10 protein-coding genes and 1 pseudogene are annotated in these 17837 nt (G+C 56.7%); 6 read left to right on the forward strand and 5 right to left on the reverse strand.

Annotated elements, in window-relative coordinates:
* Positions 1–50: 50 nt before the first annotated feature.
* Both NK55_RS12525 and NK55_RS10270 read left to right on the forward strand, forming a co-directional pair.
* Positions 51–1370 carry a pentapeptide repeat-containing protein gene (locus NK55_RS12525; protein ID WP_157869719.1) on the forward strand — a complete coding sequence of 440 codons (1320 nt, stop codon included), beginning with the start codon at positions 51–53 and terminating at the stop codon, positions 1368–1370.
* Positions 1370–2650: a CCA tRNA nucleotidyltransferase gene (locus NK55_RS10270; RefSeq protein WP_024125641.1), complete on the forward strand. Its 1281-nt coding sequence runs from the start codon at positions 1370–1372 to the stop codon at positions 2648–2650. Before NK55_RS12525 ends, NK55_RS10270 begins: the two co-directional genes overlap by 1 nt.
* Here NK55_RS10270 and NK55_RS10275 read toward each other — a convergent pair.
* Both NK55_RS10275 and NK55_RS10280 read right to left on the reverse strand, forming a co-directional pair.
* The gene (locus tag NK55_RS10275) at positions 2647–3693 is read right to left on the reverse strand and encodes an extracellular solute-binding protein (RefSeq protein ID WP_024125642.1); all 1047 of its coding nucleotides are present in this window, start codon (positions 3691–3693) and stop codon (positions 2647–2649) included. The genes NK55_RS10270 and NK55_RS10275 overlap by 4 nt on opposite strands.
* Entirely contained in the window at positions 3693–5282 is a 1590-nt protein-coding gene (locus NK55_RS10280) for a glucose-6-phosphate isomerase (protein WP_024125643.1), read from the reverse strand. The genes NK55_RS10275 and NK55_RS10280 overlap by 1 nt, the downstream gene beginning before the upstream one ends.
* A gap of 157 nt (positions 5283–5439) precedes the next feature.
* Here NK55_RS10280 and NK55_RS10285 point away from each other — a divergent pair, with 157 nt between their 5' ends.
* From NK55_RS10285 to NK55_RS13285, 3 genes are all read left to right on the forward strand, one after another.
* Entirely contained in the window at positions 5440–8925 is a 3486-nt protein-coding gene (locus NK55_RS10285; RefSeq protein WP_041429246.1) for a helicase-related protein, read from the forward strand.
* Positions 8922–12458, forward strand: coding sequence for an Eco57I restriction-modification methylase domain-containing protein (locus NK55_RS12530; protein WP_024125645.1), 3537 nt, complete (start codon positions 8922–8924; stop codon positions 12456–12458). Before NK55_RS10285 ends, NK55_RS12530 begins: the two co-directional genes overlap by 4 nt.
* A gap of 128 nt (positions 12459–12586) precedes the next feature.
* Complete coding sequence (locus NK55_RS13285; RefSeq protein WP_157869721.1) at positions 12587–12724, forward strand: hypothetical protein; 138 nt, start codon at positions 12587–12589, stop codon at positions 12722–12724.
* A 231-nt stretch (positions 12725–12955) separates the two neighbouring features.
* On the opposite strand, the gene NK55_RS14315 is transcribed toward NK55_RS13285, so the two are convergent.
* Complete coding sequence (locus NK55_RS14315) at positions 12956–13366, reverse strand: hypothetical protein (protein WP_157869722.1); 411 nt, start codon at positions 13364–13366, stop codon at positions 12956–12958.
* A gap of 23 nt (positions 13367–13389) precedes the next feature.
* Here NK55_RS14315 and NK55_RS14320 point away from each other — a divergent pair.
* Positions 13390–13662: pseudogene (locus NK55_RS14320) on the forward strand (transposase); the annotation flags it as partial.
* A gap of 289 nt (positions 13663–13951) precedes the next feature.
* Here NK55_RS14320 and ndhD1 read toward each other — a convergent pair.
* Both ndhD1 and NK55_RS10310 read right to left on the reverse strand, forming a co-directional pair.
* Entirely contained in the window at positions 13952–15553 is a 1602-nt protein-coding gene (gene ndhD1, locus NK55_RS10305; protein ID WP_024125646.1) for a photosynthetic/respiratory NAD(P)H-quinone oxidoreductase subunit D1, read from the reverse strand.
* A gap of 49 nt (positions 15554–15602) precedes the next feature.
* Positions 15603–17582 (reverse strand): NAD(P)H-quinone oxidoreductase subunit 5, encoded by a 1980-nt coding sequence (locus NK55_RS10310; RefSeq protein ID WP_024125647.1) that lies wholly within the window; start codon positions 17580–17582, stop codon positions 15603–15605.
* Positions 17583–17837: the final 255 nt, after the last annotated feature.

Here is a 17837-nt window from a genome sequence, read left to right on the forward strand (position 1 = left end):
TATAAGCAGTGTGCCTGAGTGACGCTGTTGTGCCCTGATTGTGAGCGGCTATGAGCAAAGCCATGACCCTTGAAACCTTGTTAAGTGAATTTGCCCGTGGAGTGCGGAATTTCCGTGGTGTTAATTTGGCAGGCAGTGTGTTTCCTTTAGTACAACTCAGCCATGTTGATCTGGCGGGAGCCAATCTGCAGGGCATTAATTGGAGTGGGGCGGATTTGATCAAGGCTAACCTGGCCAATGCCAATCTGCGGGGAGCTAACCTGATTGGTGCAGATCTCAGTGGGGCTAACCTCACCGATGCAAACTTGCAGGACGCAATCCTAAGTGGTGCTGTTTTGGTGGGAGCCTACCTCTCCCGAGCCAATTTGCAGCGAGCAGTCCTCAGCGGTGCCATCCTCAAGGGGGCAGTTCTCCACGACAGTAATCTCAAGGATACGAATGTGGTGGGCGCAGATTTATCGGAGGCGGATTTGACTGGGGCGATCGCCCGCCGCCAAGACCTGGAGGAGGCCAAGCTCGCAGGCACCATCCTACCCAACGGCGAAGTGGTTTTGGAGGATGGAGACATTCAAGAGATACCGTTGCCACCCCCAACCACCACTCCCCAGCCAATGGCGGTTGCTAACGAAACTACTCTCATTGAGTGGACAAATGAGCAGGTGATTCAAATGCTGATCCTGCAACAGCACCCCTTGCCCAGTACCTATCAAAGTGCCGATTTGAAGGTGGTGGATTTGGGCAATCACAGTTATCAACTGCGCACTGTCACTGACACGGTCGTTGCGGTGGTGGAGGGAGCCAGTGTGGCCGATGAAAAAGTAACCCTTTTTACCGAGGCACCCTTTGCAGATTTAGTGGCCAGTGTACTCCAAGCCCATTCATTTTTGCCCACCCAATACGTCAGTGAACCGCTGCCGGCATGGCGGTACGAGCAGGTACCGATTCCCCAGGGGGGCGAGGTGCGTTTAGGAACGGCACGGCAACTCTGGAAGACCTGGTGGCTGCTGCTGAAGTCGGCTGCTGCTGCGCAAGAGCCGTCGCAATTGCAACTTTTGGTGGGTAAGGAGTGGCAACCCATTCGGGAGATTGCCTTTTCAGCCGCGGCAGCGGGGGGGCTGATCATTAAGACATCTGGGGGCGATCGCCACTATCCTGGGGATGCCTCACTGATTTGGCTAGAAAAGATATCCCCGGCATCCCTAGCAACGGGTACCCCAGCGCCAACTCTGACCGTCCCTCCTTGGAAGGGGCTACTGAGATTTGATAATAACCGCTTGACTATTCAAACTGCGGCTGGACCCGTCTGTGTTGAGGGGGAAAATCTGAGGGTTATCATTGGTGGGCAAGCGATCGATCTCAACCAGCTCTGATGGTCGTTGTTCAACCCTTTGATTTTAGCCGCTGGCCCATTGCTGTCAGTGATTTACCCGCCGATACTTACCTCGTGGGGGGGGCGGTGCGGGATGCTCTCCTCGGTCGGACAACGTTGTACCCCGACTGGGATTTTATTGTGCCGAGGGATGCCATTGCCCTGAGCAAAAAACTGGCGGATCAGTACAAGGCTGGATGGGTTCTTTTGGATCGCGATCGCGGGGTTGCCCGCTTAGTCTTTTCCCATACGACGGTGGACATTGCCCAGCGGCATGGTGAGACGCTCTTAACCGATTTGAGCGATCGCGATTTTCGGATCAATGCCATTGCCTACGACATTCATCACCACCACATTGTCGATCCCCTCGGTGGCCTCTTAGATTTGCAACGCCGCCAAATTCACTATGTAGCGCCAGAAAATCTTGCTGCTGATCCATTGCGACTCCTACGCGCCTATCGCCAAGCCGCTCAACTCCAATTTACGATTACGCCCGAAACACGGCAGGTAATCCAAGCCCTTGCCCCCCAACTGCGGCGAGTGGCAGCAGAACGGGTACGGGTAGAACTCAGTTATCTCCTGAGTGCTGTTGAGGGTGCGGCTCAAGTGACCCTCGCCTTTCGCGATGGGGTATTGGCGGTGTGGTTGCCTTCGGTAACCGAGGAGCGGATGACCCACTACCATGCCCTTGAATCTACCCTAGCGAATTTCCCTTTCCCTGCCCTGTGGCCGGCGCTGACGAAATCCATTGCCGCAACGAATGCCCCCGGTGAGCCCCAACGGCGAACCCTAGCGGCTTTGGCCAAGCTCACCTGCCTCGTGAATGCCAGCGATCGCCAAGCTGCCGAGGAATTGACTGCACTCACCTACACCACCGATGAAATTCGCATTGTCCAAGTTCTATGCCGCCTCCTCAGCCACTGGCTAGTCCCCCTCCAACAGCCCCTGAACCGTGAGCAAGCCTTTTATCTATTCCGCGCAGCAGGCAGCTATTTTCCAGCCTTTGTTGCTCTGGCCCTTAGCCGTGGCATCCCCAAAGCGCATCTGGTACCCCTGGTCAGAGGGTGGTTAGACCCTAAGGATGCCATTGCCCATCCCCCCCAGTTGGTGCGAGGTGCTGATCTGGTGGAAGCGTTTCAGGTCTTGCCAGGGCCGCGTGTGGGTGAATTGTTGCGAGCGGTGGAAGCAGCCCAAGCGCGGGGGGAAATTAGCGATCGCCCCCAAGCCCTAGCCTATGTGGCCCAACTCCTCAAGGGGTCAACGGAACCAAGGCCGAGTTAGGAACTCCTTAGAAAAATCTCTTGCCAAAGGGTGTCATAGGCCTTTTGGGTCGCCCCATCGAGGGGAAGCAGGACTTCACTCTTGGCAAAGGCCGTTGGCGTTGCAAAGGGAATATAGCGGCTGAACAGGGTTTCCCTGAGATTCCTGACAAGGGGTGAAGGAGCATGGCTAAACTGACTCAGTTGTTCAGCAACCTGGGGTTGCCACCAGTAGTTCAACCAAGCCAGTGCTGCGGCATTGGGCTCCTGAGGACAGACCCACAGGTCCACCCAAAGGGCTGTGCCACTGGCTGGAAACACTGCCCCGTAGGTCCGGGGATCTTGCTGCAGGAGCGGCAGTAGATCCGTTGACCAACCCACTGCCAATTGCGTGCTGCCGAGCATTAGGGGCTGCAAGTAGGCGTCAGAACTAAAGAAACGACAGCCTTGGCGCAGCTGCTGCAAGCGTTCCCGCAATTTGGGGTGGGTGGTTGGGCCGTTGTAGGATAGCCCCAAGGATTTCAGGGTTAAGCCAATCACTTCGCGGGGGGTATTCAAGAGGCTGTAGTGTCCCTGCACTGCGGGGTGCCATAGAACGTCCCAATCGGTGGGCTGCCAGCCTAAATCCGCAAAGAAATCGCGGCGATAAATGAGGGCGGTTGCCCCCCAGCGATAGGGAAGACCCCAAAAGGCGTCCCCTTGGCTGATGGCTTGGAGAAGTGGCTGCCACGGTTCAGCCCAGTCAAGCCGGTTTTGAATTCGGGTTTTGGAAATAGGGGCGATCTGGTGTTGGCTCATCGCCTGATTTAGCCAAGCGTCCCCGAGACTGAGAACGGCTGACCCTAGGTTGCCGGCTGCAAGGGTATGGGCTAAAGCTTGGGGGGTTTCCTGAAGGCGCAGATGAATACGGACGTCCGCTTGTTGACGAAATCGCTGAATCAGTTGAGGTGGTAAGGATTTGCGCAGCAGATGAACGGTTAGCCCGCTATTGGCACTTGCTTGGCCACCACTGAGGGCGATCGCCCCCAGGGCAAACAACCCCTGACAAAATTGCCGCCGCTGCATTAGCGTTGCCACCGAAAGTGTAATTGACTCGGCTGAGCGGGATCCCCCAGTTGCTCAATGCCGCGATCGTTGGCCACCAAGTGCCGCAGAATCAGGTAAATTCGCTCCAGTTGATCGGGAGCATTGACGGCGCGGGCGATCGCCCCCAAGTCGAGGGGCTCGTCACTTTGTTCTAAAACTTTGACAATCTGGCGTTGCAGTGCCAAGTTTGCCGCCGCTGCTTTTTTCCCAGCTTCCACCCCCGGCTGATGGTAGGCATTGATATTCACCAAGAAGCCATAGAGACCCACCGCTCGCTCGTAGAGGGCAATCAGGGCACCCACTGTTTTGGGGGTCACCTCTGGAATAGTGACCGTCAGAGAGGGGCGATTCTTTTCATAGAGAGCTTGGCGCGTGCCCAGGAGCAGGCCACTGAGGTAATCCCCCGCGGTAATCCCTGGCTCCACATCAATGCTGGGTTCTTGACCATCCCGCAACACTTCAATAAAGGTAACAAAAAAGTTAGGTAGGCCATCCCGCAACTGCTGCACATAGGCGTGTTGATCGGTGGTTCCCTTGTTGCCATAGACGGCAATCCCTTGGTGGACTATGTTGCCGTCGAGATCTTTTTCCTTGCCGAGGGACTCCATGACCAACTGCTGCAAGTAGCGGCTAAACAGCAGCAGACTGTCTTTGTAAGGTAGGACAACCATATCTTTTTCCCCCCGACCCTTGCCTACATGGTGCCAAGCTAAGGCGAGTAGGGCGGCGGGATTTTGGCGGATATTCGGCACACGAGTTGCCTGATCCATTAATTTCGCTCCCGTGAGGAGGTCATCAATGTCAATCCCTTGGAGGGCAGCGGGCAAGAGGCCCACCGTTGAGAGTTCGGAGGTGCGTCCCCCCACCCAGTCAAACATCGGGAAAATGGCGAGCCAACCGTTTGACTCCGCCACTTGGGCAAGGCCACTGCCGGGCATGGTGATGGCCACGGTGTGATCGGCAAAGGCCAGACCGGCGCGTTGGAAGCGGGCTTGGGCTTCTAGCATGCCGTTGCGGGTTTCCGGTGTCCCCCCCGATTTGGAAATGACCAGCACGAGCGTGGTGCGCAGGCGATCGCCCAACTGCGCAAAAACCCGTTCAAAGCCTGCCGGATCGGTGTTGTCCAAAAAATGAATGTTCAAGGGAGGATTCACGGGCGCGAGGGCGGCGGCCACAAACTGCGGACCTAGGGCAGAACCCCCAATGCCAATCGAGAGAATATCCGTAAAGTGACCCCCTTGGGGTGGGGCAATGGCGCCGCTGTGGACTTGCTGGCTAAACTGCTTTACTTGGGCGATCGCAGCGCGGATTTGTGAGCGTAACTCCGGACTAGGGGCTAAGTCTGGATCCCGCAGCCAGTAGTGACCCACCATGCGTCCTTCATCGGGGTTGGCGATCGCCCCCCCTTCCAATTCCGCCATTTGCTGAAAGGCGCGTTCAAAGGCTGGCTCTAGGCGACGAACCCCTTCCGGAGTCAGCCCCATGCGACTGACATCCACATAAAATTCCAGTTCGGGGTGATAGTACAACCACTCTTGGTAATGCTGCCACAGAGCCAACGCATCCATAAAAACATTCCTGCCCTACGATCTCAGCGTACCTCAACAACCGTCCCTTGCTGATTCTAAGTAAGATAGTCCTACTGAGGTCAAAGGTGTGCCCCTTGTAGTTACCGGTCCTCCTCTACCTCAGCAGCTCTCCCTTTGGCCGCACAAAGAGATAGCAATGCCCCAGATTTACGACAACACCAGCCAAGTACTTGCCGATGGGCTGCGCCAGTTCATCGGCAGCGCCCAGTCCTGCGCCTTCTGCGTTGGCTACCTCAACCTACGGGGTTGGGACCAATTGGCCGACCTCGTGGACAAGTTGCCGGGAAGAACAGAAAACGCCGCCTGCCGCGTGCTGGTTGGTATGCACCGTCCCCCCGAAGAAGAAATGAAAGTGCTCGCCAGCCTCAGGCGCGGCGATGAGATAGTGGACGGTCCCACGCTCGCCCGACTCAAGCGCCACATGACCGAAAGCTTCAAGCAGCAACTGGAGTTTGGTGTACCATCGGCCCAAGCCGAACGCACGCTCCGCCAGTTGGCTGCCCAGCTTCGCGCGCGCAAGGTCTTCCTGAAAGCGTTTCTCCGCTATCCGTTGCATGCCAAGCTGTACCTCGTGCGGCGCAACGATCCCGTCACACCCCTCATCGGCTTTGTCGGCAGCAGCAACCTTACCCTGGCCGGCCTGTCGCACCAGGGCGAGTTGAATGTGGATGTCGTCGAACAAGATGCTGCCACGAAATTGCAAGCCTGGTTTGATGAGCGGTGGCAGGATGGATTAGCGATCGACCTGAGTGATACGCTCGCTGAACTCATTGAGAGAAGTTGGGCGCGTACCGATTTGGTTCGCCCGTATCTGCTCTATCTCAAGATCGCCTACCACCTCTCCGAGGAGGCGCGCCAAGGTGAGCGCGAGTTCCGCCTCCCTCGCATTTTCACTGAGAAAGGCACACCGTTGCTCGATTTTCAGGAGCGGGCCGTTTCCCTGGCGGCCCATTATCTCTACCGCCGGGGTGGTGTGTTGCTTGGCGATGTGGTAGGGCTGGGCAAGACGTTGATGGCGACGGCCATTGCCCGCATCTTTCAGGAGGATGACCAGAGCAACACGCTAGTCGTTTGCCCGCCGAAGCTCGCGCCCATGTGGGAGCAGTATCTGCAGACCTACGAAATCCACGGCCGCGTGCTCTCACTCGGCAAAGTCGAAACGTTGGGGCGCGACGACGGGCCGCGCTACCGCCTCCTCATCATTGACGAAAGCCACAACCTGCGGAACCGTAAAAGCAAGCGCTACCGCGCCTTGCGCGACTACATCGAGCGCAACGAGCCACGGGTGCTCTTGCTTACCGCCACACCTTACAACAAACACTTTACCGACCTGGGCAACCAACTGCGGCTTTTTCTGGACGAAAACCAAGACCTGCACGTACGACCCGAACGGTTCTTCCAAGCATGGGCAGCGGATGGAAAAAGCGAAATGGACTTCATCGCGCGCTTCCAAACCTCACCGCACTCATTGCGTGCCTTTGAGCAAAGCCCCTACGCGGAGGACTGGCGCGACCTGATGCGCCTCTTTCTAGTACGACGCACGCGCCAGTTCATCATGAGCCACTACGCGACGTTCGACGAGGAAAAGCAGCGTTACTACGTCCTACTGAACGACAGGCCTGCATACTTTCCGCTGCGCGTGCCCAAGCGTCTCGAGTTCCCCATCCGAGAAAACGATCCCACCGACCAGTACGCACGGCTCTTCCGCGATGATGTCGTGGAGGTCATCGAGCGGCTCACCATCCCTCGCTATGGCCTGGCGCAGTACCTCGTCGATCATGCCGATCGCGATGCGAAAGGCGATGAAAAGCGCATCCTCGATAACCTCAACCGTGCGGGCCGCCGCCTCATCGGCTTTTGCCGGACCAACCTCTTCAAGCGGCTCGAATCGAGTGGCCACAGTTTTCTGCTCTCCGTGCGCCGGCACATCCTGCGCAATCTTGTCACGTTGTATGCGCTCGAACACGGTCTGCACATTCCCATCGGCACGCAGGATGCCGCCATGCTCGATACGGCGGTAAGCGACAGCGACGCCGATGAAGAGTTCGCGGTAACCCAAGAAAACCTCGCAGCAACAGCCAACGACAGCATTCCAGAAGAGGCAGCCCTTGAGAGTACATCCAGACCTTTTGAGGCGTTTCGGAATCGTGCTCGTTCGATCTACTATACCTATGCGACGCAATTCCGAAATCGCCGAAATCGCCGAAATCGCTTCGATTGGCTTGACCTGAAGTTCTTCCGCCCTGAACTCCGGCAGGCGCTCGAAGAGGACACCACTGCGCTGCTGGGCATCCTCGCACGTATCCGTACGTGGAACCCCAACCGCGATGCCAAGCTTGAAGAACTTACCAGGCTGCTGACCACACAGCACAGCAATGATAAAGTGCTGATCTTTACCCAGTTTGCCGATACTGCGCAGTACTTGAAACGCGAGCTGAGCAGAAGAGGCCTCCGCGATCTCGAGGTCGTGACCAATCAGGCCAACGATCCGGTGGCACTGGCACGGCAGTTTAGCCCGTCCTCGAACGGCGGCCTGCGTCCGGGCGAACAGGAGCTGCGCATCTTGATTGCCACCGATGTGCTGGCTGAGGGGCAGAACCTGCAAGACGCCCACATCATCGTCAATTACGACCTCCCCTGGGCAATCATTCGCCTTATCCAGCGTGCCGGCCGCGTGGATCGTATCGGTCAGCAACATGACACGATCCTGGTGTACTCGTTCCTGCCTGCCGAGGGGGTTGAGCGGCTCATCCGGCTGCGTCAGCGACTTTTCCTTCGGCTTCAGCAAAACCGGGAAGTCATCGGCACCGACGAAACCTTCTTCGGCGAGGAAGCGGCTAACAAACTGCGCGATCTCTACACCGAAAAAGCCGGCACACTCGACGACGACCAAGCCGACGAAGACATTGACCTGGCCAGTCTGGCATTCCAAGTTTGGAAGAGCGCTTCCGAGCCCGATCAAAAGGAAGCCATCGCCCTGCCGTCTATTGTCTCTGCCACACGCGCACTCCCAGAGACCGCCGATCCAGCGCAGCATCCGCCTGGTGTGATTACCTACCTCCGCTACCCCGATGGCACCGACGTCCTTGTGCGTGTGGATGAACGCGGTGAACTGGTGTCCCAGTCCATCTCAGCCATCTTTAGCGCGGCTGCCTGCGCACCAGACGAGCCAGCGCTGCCGCGGGCAGTAAACCATCACGAACTCGTTGCCCGTTGCGTGGGCATTGCCACTGAGGAGCAAACCGCCCTCGGCGGTCAACTCGGTTCGCTGCGCAGCGTGCGCCACAAGCTCTACGAACGGCTCAAGCGCTATCGCCAGCAGCTTCAGGCCAAGCCCACCCCCTCCTCTTCAGCCATCCTGCCAAAGCTCGATAGCGTGCTCGATCGGATCTGGCGATACCCGCTCAAGCAGGCCGCTAAGGAAGCCCTCAGCCGGCAGATGCACCTGGACATCACCGATGAAGCACTGCTCGAGCTGGTGCTGCGCCGCGCAGCGGACGAGAACCTCTGTGAAGTCACCACCGAGGACGATCACGTGCCAGCCGAACCGCGCATCATCTGCTCGATGGGACTGGCGCTTGCTTCAACCATGCCAGCAAACACGGGAGATGACAAGCAATGAACACCCTTCTCCAACGCATCGAATCGTGTTTGAATGCCGCTGGCTCACCGCAGAAGCTCGGCGAGCTCTTCTGCCAAACCCTCCACTGGAGCGCACCGCGAGGCTTGACGCCGCGCACGCTCGATCTCGGCGCGCCCATCAGAGCGAGCATCACGCTCCATCCGGTCGCGCAGCTTTCGGGCCTGCCGGTCTATCGCGTCGTCTGGCCTGAGGATCGGCTGCCGGGCATCACCGCCCGCCGCGCCGTGCAGCGTGCGCTCAAGCCGATGCACGCCGAGCACCTCCTCTGCTACGTCACCTCTGACCAGCGGCAAGTGGCCTTCACCTGGACGCGCGAGCGACCCGACGGCAAAATCGAACTCCGCACCCTGCCGTACGAGCTCGGCTCCCCTGCCCGCACTACCGTCGAGCGCCTGGCCGAACTCGCCTTCACCCTGGAGGAACTCCAACACGGCGAACCTCCCCTCCCCACCCTCACCGACAAACTCAACCGCGCCTTCGATGTGGAAGCGGTCACGAAAAGGTTTTATCAGGAACTCGCCAACTGGTTCTTCTGGGCGCGCGGGCACGTGCGGTTCCCGATGCCGCCGACCGAAAAGAACCGCGACGCCTACATCTCCCAGAGCCTCATCCGTCTCATCACGCGCCTCATCTTCTGCTGGTTTGTGAAAGAAATGGGGCTGATTCCCCGCGAACTCTTCGATCTAGGTACACTCTCGAAGCTTCTCAAAAACGGCGACAAGCTACCGCAAAGCAAGCAGACTACCTTCTACAAGGCGATCCTGCAAAATCTTTTCTTCGCCACGCTCAATCAGGAAATCGGAAAGCGGCAGTTCCGCAAACGCAATAAAGACCCGCGCGGGCGCGACCCGCATTGGGGAATTACCAATCTCTACCGGTACGAGGACCAATTCACCGATCCAAACGAGTTCCTGCGACTGGTCGAGCGCATCCCCTTTCTCAACGGTGGCCTGTTTGAGTGCCTGGACCAGGTCTTTCGCGCCGAGGAAAACCGCCCCGACATCCGCATTGACGGCTTCTCCGATCATCCGAAAAACCCGCTCTCCGTGCCCGATTTCCTGTTCTTCGGCGACGAACGCACGGTGGACCTTTCCGAGGCCTATGGGCAAGCCAAATACAAACGCGCCACCGTGCGCGGTTTGATCCACATCTTCAACCGGTACAACTTTACGGTCACCGAATCCACACCCCTCGACCAGGAAGTGGCGCTCGATCCCGAACTGGCTGGCAAGGTCTTCGAGAACCTGCTGGCGGCCTACAACCCGGAAACCGCCACGACCGCGCGGAAAGCCACAGGCTCCTACTACACCCCGCGCCCCATCGTCGAATACATGGTGGATGAGGCGCTGCTGGCGTATCTCAAGACGAAGCTCGATGAGGCCCACCCGTCAGACACCAACGAAGCCCGCCTTCGCCACCTGCTGGCTTACAATGACGATTCGCATCAGTTCAGTCAGGCGGAGGTCGAGAAGCTCATCGCCGCCATTGACAACCTCAAGGCGCTCGACCCGGCCTGCGGCTCCGGCGCGTTCCTGATGGGACTCCTGCACAAGCTGGTCTTCATCCTCGGCAAACTCGACCCGCACAACGAACGCTGGAAACAACGGCAGATTGCCAAAGCCAGCGAAATCCCCGACGCTACCGTCCGCGAAAAGACACTGGCTGACATTGAAAAATCGTTCGCCGCTGGCGAACTCGACTACGGACGCAAACTCTACCTCATCGAGAACTGCATTTACGGCGTGGACATTCAGCCCATCGCCGTCCAGATCGCCAAGATGCGCTTCTTCATCTCGCTGACGATTGACCAAAAAATTGATCCGTCCGCGCCCAACCTCGGCATCCGCCCGCTGCCGAACCTCGAAACCAAATTCGTCGCCGCCAACACCCTCATCGGCCTCGAGCGACCGGCCCAAAAGATGCTGCGCAACCCGCAGATTGACGCCAAGGAAGCCGAGCTGCGGCAGGTGCGCGAACGCCACTTCACCGCCCGCACCCCGGCCACGAAGGCCGAGTGCCGGGAACTCGACGCCAAACTCCGCGCCGAAATCAGAGACCTGCTTCGCGCCGACGGTTTCCCACGCGAAACCACCGAGAAACTCGCCAACTGGAATCCCTACGACCAGAACGCCTCCGCCGACTTCTTCGACCCGGAGTGGATGTTTGGGATACGGGATGGGTTCGACATTGTGATCGGGAATCCGCCGTATCTCGAGTCCCGTAGCCGTGCGTTTCCGAGCGAATTCAAGGAGAGCCTCTTGGCTGCCGTAGAACGACGATGGCCAGACATCGACGTTTCCTCTTACGTCACACGCGGCGCTGACCTACTTGTGTACTTCCTTGAGACGAGCCTTGCGCTGATTCAGCAACATGGGAATGTCGTACTCATCACGCAAAACGCTTGGTTGGATACTGAGTATGGCAAACGTTTTCAGGAATTCTTGCTTCGGGTAACACACGTCAGTTTGGTAGTGGACAGCGATTTTAAGCACTTTGACAGCAGCGCTGGGCCGAATGTCAATACCGTGATTACGTTTTTTCGCGGTCGCAACCCGGAAGCGCAAAAGGCAATCACGTTTGCCAGATTCACAGGCCACCTTGAAGCTGGTGTGATTCCTTCTTCTGGTGAGATGGTTGCTGAGACAACCGCCAATGTTCGGTTTCGCCAATACCGATACGATTCAGGGACACTCCGAACAACGAAATGGGGCATATTGCTCTCCTTGGATGACGCAGCTTTGGATTTGCTTTCAATTTTGGAAAAACAGGGCACGCTTATAGAGCGTATTCCAAAAGCACAACTGTCAGTCGGTCAGGGGCTGAACTTGACGAAGGAATTCTTTTTGGGACATGCTGAGGTGGAAAAGTTGTCATTCGTGCGCAAGGCATTAATTCCTATCCTAACGGCGGCAGATGGAGCCCCGTTCGAAATCAGCGGCACGCACCACCATCTAGCCGACGCGCGGCGGCTAAGCAAAAGTGAAATTGCAGAACTCCGCAAGAATGGCATCGAAGCTTTTGATCCGACCGCAACGACCAAAATTCCACCTGTGCTGATACTGCCGCGTGGAATTGGAAGGCATTTTTGCGCCTTTAACCCAGTAAAAGCATACTCTGCGAGTGCAGTCGATATCTATCCAACGACAGGCGGTGTTCCTGAGGTCGTGCTGCTAAACCTCTGGGTAATTTTGAATTCGTCCGCGACTTGGTTGCTGCGGGAAGTGGCTGGCCGAAAAAATCTTGGTGGTGGCATGTTAAAAGCAGAAGCCACAGACCTTGCGACTCTGCCCTTGTACATCGAGATTGGGGAAACTCGCCGAATCCTAAAAATAGCCGACGCTCTCCGTAGGCGTCAATCTTACGAGCCACTTGCTGAACTAGAAACCGAAGAACATCAGGCAATAGACGCACTGGTTTTCGAAGCCCTCGGCTTAACCGTCGCCAAGCGCAGCCAAATCGTCGACAGTCTGAAGAGGAGCCTTTATGAACGTGCAAGGAAGGCCCGGACTTGAACCCTGGCGGCGAAGCGTGCCGACCCGGCGGCGGACACCAGCGCCTGGGAGCGGGAGATAGACCAAATCGTCTATCGCCTCTACGGCCTGACGCCGGAAGAGATCAAGATCGTTGAGGAGGGCACCTAATGAGCCGACACGATCGTCGCGCCTTGGACGAGGTGGTGTTTGATGTGTTGGGTTTGACGGCTGGGGAGCGGGAGGCGGTGTATGAGGCGGTGGTGGCGCTGGTGCGGGCGCGGCTGGAAAAGGCCAAAAGCGTATAGCCATGCCCTACGATCCGGAAAGGCACCATCGGCGCAGCATCCGGCTGAAGGGGTACGATTACACCCAGCCGGGGGCGTATTTCATCACCATTTGCACCCACGATCGGGCATGCCTGTTTGGCGAGGTGGTGGAGGGCCAGATGCGGTTGAATGAGGCGGGACACATCGCACAACAATGTTGGACGGACATACCGAACCATTTCCCGCATATCCAATTGGATGAATTCATCATCATGCCGAACCATGTTCATGGCATTCTGGTGATTGTCCATCATGTTCATCATGTGGGGGCACGGCATGCCGTGCCCCCACATGGTATGCCCCCACATGGTATGCCCCCACATGGTATGCCCCCACATGGTATGCCCCCACATGGTATGCCCCCACATGGTATGCCCCCACATGGTATGCCCCCACATGGTATGCCCCCACATGGTATGCCCCCACATGGTATGCCCCCACATGGTATGCCCCCACATGGTATGCCCCCACATGGTATGCCCCCACATGGTATGCCCCCACATGGTATGCCCCCACATGGTATGCCCCCACATGGTATGCCCCCACATGGTATGCCCCCACATGGTATGCCCCCACATGGTATGCCCCCACATGGTATGCCCCCACATGGTATGCCCCCACCCCCAATGGCCTCCCCTAACCCCACCGTGGAACAGTTCGGCAAACCCGTTCACGGTTCCCTACCCACCATCGTGCGGTCGTTCAAATCCGCCACCACCCGCCACATCAACATCCTGCGTGGCACGCCCGGCGCCCCCGTCTGGCAACGCAATTATTACGAACACATCATCCGCAACGAAGACGCCCTGCATCGCATCCGCCAGTACATCGCCACCAATCCCCTGCGCTGGCATCTGGACCGGGAGAACGCCGACCGCACGGGCAGAAACCCCGACGAGAAAATGTGGTTTGGCTAGTGCGGGCGCAGCTGGAAAAGGCCAAAAGCGTATAGCCATGCCCTACAACCCGGAAAGGCGCCATGCATGTAGGGACGACGCGCTGCGTCGTTCCCCCTACGATCCGGAAAAGCACCATCGGCGCAGCATCCGCCTGAAGGGGTACGATTACACCCAGCCGGGGGCGTATTTTGTGATCCTTAGTTACGAATGATCAGGCCCGTCTTTTTGGGAAGGTGGTGGCAGCGGAAATGTAAACCGATGCTGGCAAGAAATTGCTATTTTTTCTATGGCGCAGTGGATGCGTTTGTTACAACTTGCTCCAATCACTCACAGCGTCCAAGCTGGGCGCCACCATTGGCAGGATTCCCAGGGGCTGCTCTCTCTGCTGGGCCAGTGTCGGTACCACCTCCCGCACGCGCGCAATCACCTGACCGGTTGTGGCATCGTAAATTTGCGTCAATAGCTTCGGATAGAGGCCAATGCCAATAATCGGCACCAACAGGCAGGCAATGATAAATACTTCACGGGGTTCAGCATCCACAAGGGCTTCATGTTCGACCAGTTCCTTATTTTCGGGGCCGTAGAAAATTTCCCGCAGCATCGAGAGCAGGTAAATCGGCGTCAAAATCACCCCCACTGCCGCCAAAAAGACCACAATCACACGGAAGGGCAAAGAATAGGCATCGCTGGTGGCAAAACCAATAAAGACCATCAGTTCAGCCACAAAGCCACTCATCCCCGGCAAAGCAAGGGAAGCCAACGAGCAGGCTGTAAACATAGCAAAGATCTTCTTCATTTTCTGACCAACGCCGCCCATTTCCTCCAAAATCAGGGTATGGGTACGGTCATAGGTAGCCCCTACCAAGAAGAAAAGGCTGGCCCCAATTAGGCCGTGGGAGACCATTTGCAGCACCGCCCCACTCATGCCCAAATTGGTAAAAGAGGCAATACCAATCAGCACAAAGCCCATGTGGGAAATCGAGGAGTAGGCAATTTTGCGCTTGAGATTTCGCTGGGCATAGGAGGTCAGCGCCGCATAGATGATGTTGACGACACCCAAAATCACCAAAACGGGGGCAAACTTGGCATGGGCGGCTGGCAGCATATCCACGTTCATACGAATAAGGGCATAGCCTCCCATCTTCAGGAGAATCCCCGCCAGGAGCATGTGCACTGGCGCTGTTGCTTCACCGTGGGCATCCGGCAGCCAGGTATGTAGGGGGACAATCGGCAGCTTGACGCCATAGGCCACCAAAAAGCCTGCATAGACCAGCAGTTGAAAACCAATGGCATAGTCCTTGGCCGCCAAGGTTTGCATATCAAAGCTGACGGTGTCGCCATAGAAGGCCATGGCCAAGCCCGCCACCAAAATAAAGAGGGAGCTACCAGCGGTGTAGAGAATGAACTTTGTTGCCGCGTATTGACGCTTGTGGCCGCTCCAAATTGCCAAGAGCAGGTATACCGGGATGAGTTCCAGTTCCCACGCCAGGAAAAACACCAGCATATCCTGCACGGCAAAAACAGCAATCTGGCCACCGTACATCGCCAGCATCAAAAAGTAAAACAGTCGCGGTTTCAGGGTCACTGGCCAAGCCGCCAAAATCGCCAGTGTGGTAATAAAGCCCGTGAGTAAAATCAGCGGCATTGAGAGCCCATCTGCCCCCACTGACCAGCGCAGGCCAATTTCGGGAATCCAATCATAGCTTTCCCACAGTTGTATGCCGGGGATGTTCAGGTCATAGAAATTGGTGAAGGCATAGACAATCAAGGCAAAGTCAATCAACCCCACCGTCAGGGCATACCAGCGGATTGGGCGTCCTTTGCCCGTGGGATCTGGAATGAAAGGAATCGCCAGGGCAGCCACAATGGGAAACAGGATAATTGTTGTCAGCCAAGGAAACGTACTCATGGCAATCGTGTTTACTCCTCCAGCAGTTGGGAAAGAACGATGACCGGGGCTAGGCTTGCACTGAGAAGATGACAAATCCCAACACCGCCAGTAGCACAATTAGGGCATAGAATTGGGCACGGCCATTTTGGAAGTATTTCAGCCCTTCACCGGTGACCATCGTGACAAAACCCGTGAGGTTAACCACGCCATCCACAACGTTGTAGTCCACTTCCAAAACCTGACGCGCTAAGCGCCGACAGCCTTTGATAAAGACCGCTTCATAGAGTTCGTCGAAATACCATTTATGCAGTGAGAACTGGTACAGCGGTTGAATGGCTTTGGCGATCGCCTGCGGACGGGGGGTGCCCTTGACATACATCAGGTAGGCCACAGTGATGCCAATCAGGCCAATCCCCACAGAGCTACCCCCAAGGATGAGGAACTCCGTCAAATCCACTGCGTGCTCCGCCACCCTCTCCTCACCGGGGGCATAAATAAAGACCTCAAAGAGGTTATTGAAGGGAGTGCCCACAAAGCCAATCAAAGTCGAGGGAATTGCTAGCACCACCAAAGGCAGCGTCATTGTCCAAGGAGATTCATGGGGTTCAGCAGCGTGGTGATCCGGGTGGGCAGCGTGATCATGGTGCTCCTGTAGCTCTGGGGGCGCATTGCGGAACTTGCCCTCAAAGGTCATGAAGTACATGCGGAACATGTAAAAGGCGGTTAAGCCAGCCGTGAGCCACGTCAGCAGCCACATTGCCGGGTTGGCATGAAAGACGGCACCTAAAATCTCATCCTTTGACCAAAAGCCGGCAAAGGGAGGCACGCCAGAGATGGCCAAGCACCCCACTAGAAACGTTGCCCCCGTAATGGGCATATACTTGCGGAGCCCCCCCATGTAGCGCATATCTTGAGCTAAGTCTGGGTTATGGCCAACCACCCCTTCCATGCTGTGAATCACTGACCCCGATCCCAGGAAGAGCATCGCTTTGAAGTAGGCGTGGGTCATCAGGTGGAAGAGGCCGGCGCTGTAGGCACCTACCCCCATCCCCATGACCATGTACCCCAGTTGGGAAATGGTGGAATAGGCCAAGCTCTTTTTGATGTCGTTTTGAGTGATGGCAATAGTTGCCCCCATAAACGCCGTAAAGGCGCCCGTCCAAGCAATGATCCCCATGACTTGGGGCAATTGCTCAAACACAGGGAACATCCGCGCAATCAGGAAGACCCCGGCGGCCACCATGGTTGCGGCGTGAATCAGGGCAGAAATCGGTGTCGGACCCTCCATGGCATCCGGTAGCCACACGTGCAGGGGAAATTGGGCAGATTTGGCCACCGGCCCTAGAAAGACCAAAATAGCAAGAAGGGCGGCAAGACTAGGAGAGAGTAGCCCGCTGTTCACCAGGTCTGTCAGGCGATCGCCCATGCCGGCAAAGTCAAATGTGCCCGTTGCCCAAAAGAGGCCCACCATCCCCAACAGCAGGCCAAAATCCCCAACTCGGTTGGTGACAAAGGCCTTTTGTGCCGCTTCTGCAGCGCTTTTGCGGTCATACCAGAAGCCAATTAGCAGGTAGGAACACATCCCCACCAGTTCCCAAAAGATATAAACCTGCACCAAGTTGGGACTGACCACCAACCCCAGCATTGAGGAACCAAACAGGCTCAAGTAGGCAAAAAAGCGCACGTAGCCGGGATCATGAGCCATGTAACCATCGCTGTAGAGCATGACTAAAAAGGCCACCGTTGTGACGATGACCAACATCAAGGCCGCTAAGGGATCAATCACGTATCCCATGGCAATGTGGAGAGTGCCCGCCGCAGCCCACTCAATCATTTGGGTATAGGGGACGTGGCCTTGGACTTGGCTCCAGAAGAGACTCAGGGAATGCGCCATGGCGATCGCCATCAACGCCATGATGAAAATGGCACTGGGACGCCGCAGTTTCGAAGTGGTCTCTGAGAAGGCAATCAAACCAAAGCCAACAATCAGCGCTCCCAACAGAGGTAAAACGGGAATCAGCCAAGCGTACTGATACAGGGGTTCCATGCGTGCCACCTAACTTTTCATGAGAGCTGCCTGCCTAGACAACCAAATAGGTATGAATCGCTAGTGTAGGCAAAGCCCTTTACATTCTGCCATATCCCTTTTAGTAAGCAACGAGGGGTACCAGTTACAGAAAATTAAAAATATGGATTTTCTTTAGCTTTGCCGCCAGACCTGATGACACCCCTCCCTGAAAGCCGGCGTACATCTAACAAAAATGAGATGATCGGTTGATGAGCTTTGACAGTCACTTTGACA

Origin of the sequence: Thermosynechococcus sp. NK55a (assembly GCF_000505665.1) — a bacterium.
Lineage (GTDB): Bacteria > Cyanobacteriota > Cyanobacteriia > Thermosynechococcales > Thermosynechococcaceae > Thermosynechococcus.